At 53.5% G+C, this 12,000-nt stretch carries 12 protein-coding genes; 10 read left to right on the forward strand and 2 right to left on the reverse strand.

The window, feature by feature from the left end; translation table 11 throughout:
• Window positions 1–26 precede the first annotated feature (26 nt).
• On the reverse strand, window positions 27–530 hold the full coding sequence (locus CBE73_RS16145) for a CcdC family protein (RefSeq protein ID WP_094095094.1): 504 nt from the start codon (window positions 528–530) through the stop codon (window positions 27–29).
• Between the two features lie 178 nt (window positions 531–708).
• Between CBE73_RS16145 and CBE73_RS16150 the strand changes: the two genes are divergently transcribed.
• The 5 genes from CBE73_RS16150 (at window position 709) to cysW (ending at window position 5,556) form a co-directional block, all read left to right on the forward strand.
• The gene (locus CBE73_RS16150; RefSeq protein WP_094095095.1) at window positions 709–1,800 is read left to right on the forward strand and encodes a lactonase family protein; all 1,092 of its coding nucleotides are present in this window, start codon (window positions 709–711) and stop codon (window positions 1,798–1,800) included.
• Between the two features lie 254 nt (window positions 1,801–2,054).
• The gene (locus CBE73_RS16155; RefSeq protein WP_094095096.1) at window positions 2,055–2,402 is read left to right on the forward strand and encodes a hypothetical protein; all 348 of its coding nucleotides are present in this window, start codon (window positions 2,055–2,057) and stop codon (window positions 2,400–2,402) included.
• Between the two features lie 310 nt (window positions 2,403–2,712).
• Window positions 2,713–3,756 (forward strand): sulfate ABC transporter substrate-binding protein, encoded by a 1,044-nt coding sequence (locus CBE73_RS16160; RefSeq protein WP_094095097.1) that lies wholly within the window; start codon window positions 2,713–2,715, stop codon window positions 3,754–3,756.
• A 68-nt stretch (window positions 3,757–3,824) separates the two neighbouring features.
• Window positions 3,825–4,658, forward strand: coding sequence for a sulfate ABC transporter permease subunit CysT (gene cysT, locus CBE73_RS16165; RefSeq protein ID WP_094095098.1), 834 nt, complete (start codon window positions 3,825–3,827; stop codon window positions 4,656–4,658).
• Between the two features lie 31 nt (window positions 4,659–4,689).
• Window positions 4,690–5,556: a sulfate ABC transporter permease subunit CysW gene (gene cysW, locus CBE73_RS16170; protein ID WP_094095099.1), complete on the forward strand. Its 867-nt coding sequence runs from the start codon at window positions 4,690–4,692 to the stop codon at window positions 5,554–5,556.
• Between the two features lie 204 nt (window positions 5,557–5,760).
• Here the strand turns inward: cysW and CBE73_RS16175 are convergent, their stop codons facing one another.
• Complete coding sequence (locus tag CBE73_RS16175; RefSeq protein WP_094095100.1) at window positions 5,761–6,759, reverse strand: hypothetical protein; 999 nt, start codon at window positions 6,757–6,759, stop codon at window positions 5,761–5,763.
• 130 nt (window positions 6,760–6,889) lie between these two features.
• On the opposite strand from CBE73_RS16175, the gene CBE73_RS16180 reads away from it, so the two are divergent.
• The 5 genes from CBE73_RS16180 to CBE73_RS16200 all read left to right on the forward strand — a co-directional run bounded on the left by CBE73_RS16180 (window position 6,890) and on the right by CBE73_RS16200 (window position 11,764).
• The gene (locus CBE73_RS16180; protein WP_094095101.1) at window positions 6,890–7,600 is read left to right on the forward strand and encodes a DUF421 domain-containing protein; all 711 of its coding nucleotides are present in this window, start codon (window positions 6,890–6,892) and stop codon (window positions 7,598–7,600) included.
• Window positions 7,601–7,786: 186 nt separating this feature from the next.
• Window positions 7,787–8,620, forward strand: coding sequence for a sulfite exporter TauE/SafE family protein (locus CBE73_RS16185; protein WP_094096358.1), 834 nt, complete (start codon window positions 7,787–7,789; stop codon window positions 8,618–8,620).
• An 87-nt stretch (window positions 8,621–8,707) separates the two neighbouring features.
• A complete protein-coding gene (locus CBE73_RS16190; protein WP_229752591.1) occupies window positions 8,708–9,022 on the forward strand; it encodes a DUF1634 domain-containing protein in 315 nt (104 codons plus the stop codon).
• Between the two features lie 274 nt (window positions 9,023–9,296).
• Window positions 9,297–9,935 (forward strand): NAD(P)-dependent oxidoreductase, encoded by a 639-nt coding sequence (locus tag CBE73_RS16195; protein WP_094095103.1) that lies wholly within the window; start codon window positions 9,297–9,299, stop codon window positions 9,933–9,935.
• 101 nt (window positions 9,936–10,036) lie between these two features.
• Window positions 10,037–11,764 (forward strand): NAD(P)H-hydrate dehydratase, encoded by a 1,728-nt coding sequence (locus CBE73_RS16200; protein WP_094095104.1) that lies wholly within the window; start codon window positions 10,037–10,039, stop codon window positions 11,762–11,764.
• The last annotated feature ends 236 nt before the right edge of the window (window positions 11,765–12,000 follow it).

Below are 12,000 nucleotides of genomic sequence, written 5' to 3' on the forward strand. Positions count from 1 at the left end.
TTTTGCGCATTTATTGGGGCAGGAGATCAGTTTGTCTGCGAGGCGGGCGGGTTAATAATATGGTACTCCTTCAGCATATACAGCCTCCAGCGGGTAATCATACCGAACGCCAGCAGAAAGAAGAGGCCTGCGGTTTGTGGAATCGAGACGTATTCCTGGATAAATTCATGCAGGATAAGGCGCAGAACAAGCAGTCCCAGCAGGATGAAAGCAAAACCTGCGGAGCGCTGCACATAAACTTCGCTGCCGCGCATTTCGAATTTGGTCGTTTTGATCAGCGGGTAAGAGAAGACCAGCCAGCCCGCGGCAAATGCGATCAGCCCCCACCAGAACGGGAAACGGACGGGCGGGTACACAAACATTAAAGCGCCGGTGGCCATGCCGAGCGGCGGGATGATGATTTTTCGAATGGTGACGGGACGGCTGCTTGCTTTGAGACGCACAACAATCACCGACAGGGCAAAAGCCGCGGTAACAAGCGTCACGATAATACGCAGCGTATTCGGACCAAAAATAGTGGTGACGTCCATTAGGGTCTTCCTCTCTATATAAGTTGGGTTCCAGGGAAATCCATTATTCGGAATAGAACGCAACCATTATAGCATATCCGGTCGGTAACTTCCTGTTTAACAAGTGACGGCCTGATGGCCTTCTGTTCGTGGTCCGGAAGAGATGGTATATTCATAAGAAAAAGGAGTGTAATCCTTCATGGCTGCACATTCAGATCAAAGCAATTCAGAGCAAAGCAATTGGCTGTTCTACATAGGTTCTTATTCGGCAGCGGATCAACCGGGCATTCACCTGGCTTCGCTGAATCAAGAAACCGGGGAGATGAAGCTCCTCGGCAGCACGGACGGCGTGGAGAATCCGTCATTCCTGGCGGTACATCCGGTGGGGCATCGTTTGTATGCGGTTACGGAGACGGATGAAGGCCAGTTGGTCGGCTATGATATCCTGGAGGACGGCTCCCTGAAGGAGCACAAACGTCTGCTAACGGGCGGGGAGCATCCCTGCCATGTTGCTTTTGCGCCGGAGTCCTATCTGGTGACGGTCAATTATACGGGCGCCCAGGTGAGCAGCTATAAGCTGGACGGGGAAGGCCGTTTGGAGGAAGTCCTGTCCAGGGTTCAGCATACCGGCAGCGGCCCGAACAAAGAGCGGCAGGAGAAAGCCCATACGCATTCGGCGATTCCCGACAAGCAGGGGAAGTTCGTCTACGTCTCTGATTTGGGCAAAGATCAGGTAGTCGTGTACGGCCTGGATCAGGGCAAGCTGGCGCACCATGGGGCGGTTATGCTGCCAGCCGGCAGCGGGCCAAGACATTTTATCATCGATCCATCGCAAAAATACGCCTACGGCATCGACGAGCTCAGCAACACGTTCACCGTTTATAGCTATACTGCCGAGGAGGGCGGGCTCGTGCCTGTACAGCAGGTTTCGACGCTTCCAGCGTCTATTGATCCTGCGAACTGTACAGCAGCGGACCTTCATCTTTCCGCTTGCGGAGGTTATTTATATGGCTCCAATCGCGGAGCTTCCGATACGCTTGTCCGCTTTGTGGTCAACCGCGAGAACGGTCAGCTCAGCGATCCCGAGTGGTTCGACTGTGGCGGTAAGGTTCCACGCAACTTTGCAGTGGTTGACAACCGCCTGCTGCTGTGCGCCAACCAGGACAGCGACAACATCGTCTCGTTCTTCATTGATCCGGAGAGCGGCGAGCTGAAGGAGACCGGTTATTCGTTGAAGGTGGGCAAGCCTGTTTGCATAGCGGCATGGCACATTCCGGAAAGTTTGGACTAGCGGTTGATTCAATTGTTGGGACAGGTAGCTTATTATTAAATTTGTGAGTAAACTCAATTAGTATTTTGTAAGAAAAGTAACTCCCCCTCTATTGAATTAAGAGGGGGAGTTACTTTTCTTTATGTCTATGACAAATTGAGTTTTTATACTACAAATAATAAATTATATAAAAATATATACTCAACTTCTTTTTTTTAGATAAAATGTAAATTTTTTATTTAATGGTAATATATAAAAACAAAGGAGGTATAAGCTTGAATAAAGGTTGGACTTACCTTATATCCGTTATCCTATTATGCGGAACGCTAATCGTATGTACCTTTTTATACGGAAACTATGAGAAGGTGGATGATTTACCTTCAGGGGAAGCTAAGGATTCAATTTCTGAGAATTCGGTATTAAATCTGGAGGAAGCTGCTAATTATTTACGAATTTCCACCGATGATTTAAAGCAAGTTATTAAACAAGATGAGGAAAAGAGAAATACAAGAGGACCTACCCATGCGTATGATCTTATTCCCTATGTCGATCTTAATGGCAATTTGATTTTTTATCGTCCAAACTTAGATAAATGGATTGATTTCAATACCTTAAATAAATAAGGCAGAACTGCGGGTTGAAAGCAGGATCGATCAAAATAACGATCCTGCTTTTTTCTTTTTATAATTGCCCTGTTTCTTAAAAAAATCGTGATTTTTCTCTAAGAAAAAGGTTTGACAAGAGTTGGAAACTCTATATAATAGGCATATATACAACTAAACAGGTAGGATTTAATTGAATAATCAACTGAGACAGGATGAGGGAACTTTGCTCGGCAGACACGGGCTAACCCGGTTTGACCAGAAGGGGCAGCAGGGAACTCATTCTCTTTTTTCTATAAAAATAATTTAACGCTTTAGAGGGGTGAAACTGTTGAAGAAAAGTTTAAAGAAGGCTGTTATAGCAGGAGTGGTATTAAGTCTGACGGTGGCTGTTACTGCCTGCGGCTCGGGCGGCGCACGTTCGGGATCCGGCAGTAAGAAGATTGAACTGCTTAACGTTTCTTACGACCCCACGAGAGAGCTTTATGAAAGCTACAACAAAGCGTTTGCCGCTTACTGGAAAGAGAAGACCGGGCAAGAGGTGACGATCAAGCAGTCCCACGGCGGATCCGGCAAGCAAAGCCGTTCTGTCATCGATGGTCTGGATGCGGATGTGGTCACCCTTGCGCTGGGTTATGATATTGACGCTATTCAGGAGGCTGGCCTGATTAACGAAGGCTGGCAGAGCAAATACGAGCATAACAGTGCGCCATATACCTCAACGATCGTCCTGCTCGTTCGCAAAGGCAATCCAAAAGGGATTAAAGACTGGGACGACTTGATCAAAGACGGTGTTGAGGTTATTACGCCCAACCCTCAGACCTCTGGCGGTGCAAGATGGAATTATCTGGCCGCGTGGGAGTATGCCATACATCATAACAATGGCGATGAGGAGCAGACGAAGGAATTTATGAAAAAGCTGTTCGCCAACGTTCCGGTGCTTGATACCGGCGCACGCGGAGCTACAACAACGTTTGTGGAACGCGGCATCGGGGATGTGCTGATCGCCTGGGAGAACGAAGCGATGTTGTCCATGAAGGAGCTGGGCCAGGATAAGTTCGACATTGTCTACCCTTCCGAGAGTATTTTAGCGGAACCGCCGGTAGCCGTTGTGGACGACAATGTAGATAAAAGGGGAACACGGGAGGCGGCGGAGGCCTACCTGCAATACCTCTATTCGGAGGAAGGGCAGACCATAGCAGCCGAAAACTATTATCGCCCTACACTGGAAAGTGTGAAGGAGAAATACAAAGACAAATTCAAGGATATCAAGCTGTATACGATTGACGAAGAATTTGGCGGATGGGCCAAAGCCCAGAAGGAACACTTCAGTGATGGGGGCATTTTTGATCAAATTTATACGCCGGGCAGATGAGGCCGAATAAATAGAATTTATCGATAAGAGAACAGAGTCTCATCAATTTTCTCAGGGAGGGATGGACAATGAAAGCCGCGGCTGTCCCGAATCGGGGCATTTTACCTGGATTCGGATTAACCTTAGGAATTACTATCTTTTATTTGAGCCTTGTGGTGCTGATCCCGATTTCGGCGCTGCTGTTTAATTCAACAGGCCTGACCTGGGGGAAATTTGCGGAGGTGGCCACAGATCCGCGGGTCATCGCCTCTTATAAAGTCAGCTTCCTGACGGCCGGGGCGGCCGCGCTTGTGGATGCGGTGCTTGGTCTGCTGCTGGCCTGGGTGCTGGTGCGGTATGATTTTCCCGGTAAAAATATATTCGACTCGCTTGTCGATCTGCCGTTCGCGCTGCCAACGGCTGTCGCCGGCGTCGCTTTGACTTCGATTTATGCCAAAACAGGCTGGATGGGCTCCTGGCTGGCCCAACTGGGGATTGAAGTGGCGTTTACACCGCTTGGTATCATCATCGCCTTGATGTTTATCGGTATTCCTTTTGTGGTCCGGACGCTGCAGCCCGTGCTGCAGGAGCTGGAAGCCGATGTGGAGGAAGCCGCTGCGACCCTGGGTTCGGGCCGGGTTCGGACTTTCTTCTCGGTCATTCTGCCGCAGCTTGCCCCGCCGCTCGTTACCGGATTTGCGCTTGCTTTTGCCCGCGGGATCGGCGAATACGGCTCGGTGGTGTTCATCTCCGGCAATATGCCGCTGAAGACGGAAATTGCCCCGCTGCTGATTATGTCCAAGCTGGAGAGGTTCGATTATGCCGGAGCTACGGCGGTAGCTATCATTTTGCTGCTGATTTCGTTCCTGCTGCTGCTCGGCACAAATTTGCTGCAGCGCTGGATACGCAAAAACGCCGGCTGAGATTAAATCTAACAGAGAAGGAGAGGATATCATGGCAGGAACGGTTCCTGCGCTGCAGGGCAAGCCGCACATTTCAGCTGAACGAAACAAAAACACGGCTTCTTCCGGGGCTGTAAAATGGACTCTGATCGGATTAGCCGCATTGGTGATGTTATGGCTGATAGTGCTTCCGCTCATTTCCGTCCTGTATGAGGCCCTCAAGCAGGGCTTGGGTGTTTACGTGGCTGCTATTACCGACCCGGATGCGATGTCGGCCTTGCGTTTGACGCTGCTGGTTGCCCTGATCACAGTTCCGCTTAACACGTTATTTGGCGTGACGGCCGCTTGGGCCATTACGAAATTCCGCTTTAAAGGTAAAGGGCTGCTGACCACGCTGATTGACCTTCCTTTCTCCGTATCGCCGGTCATCGGCGGTCTGATGTATGTGCTGATTTATGGAAAAAGAGGCTGGTTCGGCCCTTGGCTGGACGATCATAATATCCATATCGTGTTTGCGCTTCCGGGGATTATATTGGCCACTCTGTTTATAACTTTCCCCTTCGTAGCCAGGGAACTGATTCCGCTGATGGAGGATCAGGGGCAGCAGGAGGAAGAAGCCGCCGTGACCTTAGGGGCGAAAGGCTGGAAGGTGTTCTGGCATATTACACTGCCTAATATTAAATGGGGACTGCTGTACGGCATTATATTGTGCAACGCGAGGGCGATGGGGGAATTTGGAGCCGTTTCGGTTGTATCCGGTCATATCCGTGGGGAGACGAATACGCTCCCGCTGCATGTCGAGATTCTGTATAATGAATATCAATTCTCGGCTTCCTTTGCCGTGGCGTCTCTGCTGCTGCTGCTCGCACTGGTCACTTTAGTGCTGAAGGCTTGGTTTACAAGGAAACATAGCCATTAAGGCAGGCTCGTTTAAACGTGAATACGAATATAGGATATCCATCATGATCATGAAGTAGATTCATGAATAAGGCCCGCTCTGCTGTACCTAGCAGAGCGGGCCTTAGATTGTTAATGAAGCATTGATAAGTTCGTATGGGCGGGTTGCATTCCGGTTTTCTTCCGGTTTCTTCCCTAGATTTATTCTCCGGTTTATTGCTCCCCGCTATTTCTTTCCGTCCGTTGAACTATTCGGTTCATTCAACCGCTCAAACCCGTTCGCTTCGTCTATCCGGTTCATATGATTCATGTGGTTCATATGATCCGCCGGGTCCGCTCCGCCATGCCCGTCTGCTCCGTCCACTCGGGCCAGCTCATAATGCCCGGCAAACGGACGGGATCTCCGTGATCTGCCCTGGTTCCAGAAGCCTAGCGGGAAGAGCAGGATCTGAAGGGCCAGTGTATAAGGCGCCGCTTCTAATCCGGCTATGTGTACGGCGAACAGGGCAGCGATGACAAGCGAGAGCCCGATCCGCAGTCCGCCATTCCGGGACGGTCTGCGATTCACGAGCAGAACCTGTCCAAGCATCAGCAGCGAGAACAGGCCGGAAACCGTGCGCATCACGAGACAGGCAAGGCTCCAGTCGTATCCGGGAGTTTCGTCCGGCGAAAGCTTGGCCAGATCCTGAGCAAGCCAGATGCCAAGCGCGGCGCCTGCGGACAGCAGAACAAACGGCAGAGCCGGACGGATCAGCCGGATCAGGGAGCGCCCCCATCCGGGCTGTTCCGTATGCTGCAGCAGCTCTTCGTATTCATCCGCAAGCTGCAAGGACTCACGGTTCATCACGCGGAGAATTGGCTCGAGCCGGGAGGCGTCCCTTCTTCTCAGGTAGACGCCGATCTGCTCACGCAGCCCGGGCGAAGCATAGGCCGCAGCCTGACAAGCCAGCAGCTTGTCGGGCAGATCCGTATCCTCTTCCAGCGTTATCTCCGGGGAATGGTGGAAACCGGCATCTTCTTTGATCAATTGCCTTCTGATTACATACTCCGCATCCGCATATCGTTCCAGGCTCTCCTGCAGCTTGTCCAGCCGGAATTCGTCGTTTCGCCGCCAAACCCGCTGAGCCGTCACATACAGCCAGGTGAACAGAATGACGGAGGCAAGCAGCGCGGCAGCCCGAAACGGGTAATGGTCGATCCAATACAGCCCATCCGTAAGGAACACCAAACTCACTCCTCTTGACCTCTAATATTTCCACTATTGCACAACAAAGCATACAAATTCAAGCCGGACGGGTATATAAGTTACATATTTAAAATAATCACTCATCCTGTCCTGATATGGAGGCGGCTATATGATGCTCGGTGAAATTACATTAAAGTTAGTAATCGGCTTTGTGGGGCTGTGGGTGATGACGAGATGGCTCGGCAAGAAAGAAATCTCGCAGCTGACCCCGTTCGACTTCATTTCCTCTATCATGCTGAGCGAGCTTGTGGGAAATACTATCTACGATGAAGAGACGGGGATTATGAAGCTCCTGTATTCGCTGCTGTTCTGGGCTTTGCTGTCTTTCCTGTTTGAGAAAATAACCCAGCATTTCCGGAAATGGAGGAAAGTCATGGACGGCAGACCGGGAATCCTCATCCGGCATGGCAAGGTGGATTTGAAGGAAATGCGCCGCAACAGCGTTGACTTCGACCAACTGCGGATGCTGCTGCGGCAGCAGAATGTTTTTTACATTGGAGACGTAGATTATGCCATCTTTGAGGCAAGCGGAACCTTGAGCGTCATGAAGAAATCCGCTTCTGAAACCGTTACGCGCAGCGATTTGCATCTGCCGGACAAACCCGGCGAGCTCTCTTACAATCTGATCGAAGACGGAGAGATCGTAGAAGAGAATCTGGAGCTGATCGGGCATGGCAGAGAGTGGTTGATGAAGAAGCTGGAGGAACAGGGATATACCGATCTGGGCGAAATCGCTTATGCCGAATGGCAGCAGAGCGGAGGACTTTATGTACTGGAGCACAAAGAAGGTTCGCTGAAGCGGCCTGAAGGAGATATTTAACCGTAGCAGAACGATAACAGAACGATAACAGAAAATGAAAATGCTGATTTACTTTCGAAATGAAACCAATATACGATGAAAATATTTTTAACGAAATACAAATTTATCATTTCCTTCCGTGTTATAATCTTCATTGAAGATATAGAGGACGTTTTGTTTGGATTTGGAGGCAGAGGAGGACTTGGATTGACGGCTGAAGTGATTGAAATTTTTCTGATTGCCATCCTGGCTGGGGTGGTCGGGTCCATTCTTGGCCTTGGGGGTGGTATCATCGTGACGCCTGCGCTGACACTGCTGTTCGGCGTAGACATCAATCATGCCATCGGGGCCAGCATTATTTCCGTCATCGCGACATCAAGCGGTTCGGCGGTTGCCTACATCCGCGACAAGATTACGAACTTGCGGGTGGGCATGTTTCTGGAGGTGGCCACGACGGTCGGGGCCATCACCGGCGCTTTTTTGGGGGCGATTATCGCGCCGAAGTTTTTGTACGTCATTTTTGCGGTTTTGCTGCTCTATTCGGCTTATGCCATGATCAAGAAAACCAATCAGGAAGTGCCGCACAACGTGCGCCAGCACCCGCTGGCGGAGAAGCTGCAGCTGCAGGGGGAATATTATGACAAGGCGATGGGCCAGACGGTGGCTTATAACGTAGACCGGGTGCCTCACGGGTTTGGCGTCATGTATGGCGCAGGGGTCATCTCCGGTTTGCTGGGCATCGGAAGCGGCAGCTTTAAGGTGATGGCACTGGACGTCTTCATGAAAATGCCGCTCAAAGTGTCTACGGCAACCAGTAATTTCATGATGGGCGTTACGGCTGCGGCAAGTGCGGTCATTTATTTGTTCAGAGGCGATATTAATCCGGTGATCTCGGCTCCGGTTGCCTTGGGTGTCCTGATCGGCGCTACGGTCGGTTCGCGTCTGATGCAGCGCATGAAGAGCAAAACCATCCGCAAATTGTTTATCCCGGTCATGATTTATGTGGCGGCGCAAATGCTTTATACAGGCTGGAGGGGTTAAACGATGGATGAATCTAAAGTGAAAAATAGTCCGGCAGCCGAGCCGGGTACAAGCCGGATTGCCGCAGTTGAGCTTGCAGTGAGCAAAATGCTTCGCATTGGCATCTATTTGGCGGCAGCTGTCATTATTGTCGGTTTGCTGTGGCTGCTGATTACCGGCGAAGGCGGGTATCCGGAGGATACGTACCCTACCAGCTTTATGGGCATCGTGAACGGGGTGGGAGACTGGAAGCCGGTAGCGGTGATTGAGGCGGGACTGCTGCTTCTGATTCTGACGCCAGTGCTGCGCGTGGTGGTTTCCTTGTTTGTGTTCCTCCGGGAAAAAGATTACCGCTTTGTCGCCATCACGGCGCTTGTGCTGCTCATTCTGATCATCAGCTTTGCGCTGGGCAAAGCGGGCTGAGAACGGACACCAAACGCAAAAAGGCAGAGCCGCTCCATAAGCGAACAAAGCAGGGGTCTGAACCTTCTGCTTTTTTTGTTTTTTCGGAAAGGGAAGATGATGAGAAGGGCAGGAGACCAGAAGGCCAGTTTGGGCAGAAACTTGTGTTTCGGACTAGAGTTTGTACATAATTATGGGTAAATTAGGTTAGTGAGTCTTACATGCTAAAATTAACATTCACTATACAGAACAGGCGGCCGCGGAGGAATCCGCAGGCTGAGGAAGAGGGATGACAATGAAAATTGCTATATTTGGTGCTACAGGCACTATTGGCAGCAGAATATTGAAGGAAGCGTTACGGCGGGAACATGAAGTTACGATGATCGTGAGAGATCCATCCAAGCTGGCTGAAGCGACGCCGAACGAGCGGCTGCATGTGAAGAGCGGCGATTTGCTGATGCCCCAATCGGTAGCCGAGGCAGCTGCAGGACATGAAGTGGTCATCAGCGCTTACGGTCCCCGTTTTGGATCGGAAGACGAACTGCTCGAAGTAGCACGTTCGCTTGTTGAAGGGGTGAAGAAAGCACAGGTTCACCGATTGATTATTGTCGGTGGAGCAGGAAGCCTGGAAGCTTCGCCGGGCGTTCTGCTGATGGATACGCCGGGATTCCCGGAGGAGATCAAACCTTTGGCCAGAGCCCATGCGAAAGCTTTGGAAATTTATCAGGCTTCAGACATCGACTGGACGTATTTGAGTCCGCCGGCGGTGATCGAGCCGGGAGACCGGACGGGCATGTTCCGGATCGGAACGACCCGCGTTATTCTGGACGAGCTGGACAACAGCCGGATTTCGGCGGAGGATTATGCGGTTGCGCTGCTGGATGAAATCGAGGATGCCCAGTTTATCCGGGAACGTTTTACGGTTGCTTATTAAGATAACGAGGGCGCCTCAGGAGAAAGCAAAAGCTGATGATTAACAGCATAAAGCACTAACGGATACGGCTTGGGGAATTTATGAAGCTTGGGGGAATCGCCATGCGAATAGTGAACAAAGAGCAGATGCGGGCGCTTGACTGGGAGACGATTGAAGGCATAGGCATCCCGGCCCTGGTGCTGATGGAGAACGCCGGACGGGCGGTCGCCGAGGAAGTGATCCGCTTCTGTCTTGGGCGAAACGGGGTTCAAGAGAGCGTGAACGGGAACGGGCAGCCGTTGGAGCAGTCGGTGGGAGGACTTGGCAGCGCCCGGATTATCGAAAGGGATAGAGGGGCTGCTTTGGCCATGAACTCAGGTTCCGCCTTAAATTCTGCTGCTGCCCTTGCCCCGTCCGCGACTTTGGAAAACGGCAGGAATAAAGGCCGGAACCAAGAGGAGCGTTGGCTTATCCTGGTAGGCAAAGGCAATAACGGCGGAGACGGGATCGTCTGCGCCAGGCATTTAAGGGCCGCGGGCATCGACGCGGTCCTGCTGCACGCCGACGAGCCGGAGCGGCTTGCGGGCGAGGCGGCGGTGCAGCACGGCATTGCCGAAAGGCTGAATCTGCCTTTCGAGGTTTATGAGCCGGGACGGACGGACTTCAAGTCCTATACCGGCATCGTGGATGCGCTGCTCGGCACCGGGAGCAGCGGGGCGCCGCGCGGGCACTACGCGGCGCTGATCGAGGAAGCGGCCGGAAGCGGCCTGCCCGTGGTAGCGGCGGATATCCCGAGCGGAATCGACAGTGATTCCGGCGAGGTTCCCGGTGCGTGCATCCGGGCGGACGTGACGGTCGCGCTGGGGTATTTGAAGGCCGGATTAACGCAGTATCCGGCCGCCGGGTACGCCGGCGAGGTGGTTGTCCGGGATATTGGTATCCCGGATGAGCTGGCCGAGCAGGCGGGGGTTCATGCTTTCCTGTTAACGGAAAGCGTGCTGCGCAGCAGGCTGGGCGCGGATCCGGCTGGCCTGAGGCATAGACAGCCGGATGCGCACAAGGGCACCTACGGCCATGTGCTGCTGGCCGGAGGCAGCCTGGCCATGACCGGCGCGTCTCTGCTTGCCGGCCGGGCCGCTTTGCGCGGCGGCTGCGGCCTCGCGACCTGGGCGCTGCCTGACGGCGCGCTGCCGTACGTGCTCGGAGCTGTGCCGGAGCTGATGCTGGCGCCGGTCGGCCAAGACGGTGACCGGCATTGGAGCGCGCCTGCAGCCGCCGATGTGCTGCGGCTGCTGCAGACGCGTGACGTGCTCGCCGCCGGACCTGGCCTGGGCCGGTTCGCCGGCGACACGGACTGGCTCCGCGCCTTATGGGAAGGCGCGGACAAGCCGCTTGTCCTCGATGCGGACGCGCTGAACATCCTGGCGGCGGCGGACGGCCTCCACGCCTGGCCGCGCCGGGATGCGCCGACGATCCTGACGCCGCATCCCGGCGAAATGGCCCGCCTCGCCGGCATCCCCACGGCCGAGATCCAGCGGGACCGCCTCGGCCTGGCCCGCCGCTTCGCGGCCGAGCACGGGGTTACCCTCGTGCTCAAGGGCGCCCGCACCGTCGTCGCGGCGGCGGACGGCCGCGTCTTCGTCAACGCGACCGGCAATCCCGGCATGGCGACCGGCGGCACGGGCGATGTGCTCACAGGCCTGATCGCCAGCCTGATCGCCCAAGGACGCGATGACGTCTCGGCCGCCTGCCTCGGCGTCTACCTGCACGGCGCCGCCGGAGACAAGGCCGCTGCCGCGCGCGGCAGCGCAGCTTCGCTGCTGGCCGGCGACCTGATCGACGCGCTGTGATGGGAACAGGGCGGGATGTGCTGTATGCTGTGACGTTAGTATTGCAGGGGACTTCAGGCTTGGCCCCCGGCCCCTTAAAGATTTCACAGGGATAAAATCACCGCATTCTGACCATGTTGGAGATAGGATCGGATCAGCCATCCGTTGCCTGCACGGTTCTTCTTGAAGCTTGCGTGACAGTAAGCCAGTGTTGGCAGATCTGAAATGCCGCATCCGCCGCATCCACAACTTCCCCA

It is taken from the genome of Paenibacillus physcomitrellae, from assembly GCF_002240225.1.
Taxonomy (GTDB): domain Bacteria; phylum Bacillota; class Bacilli; order Paenibacillales; family Paenibacillaceae; genus Fontibacillus; species Fontibacillus physcomitrellae.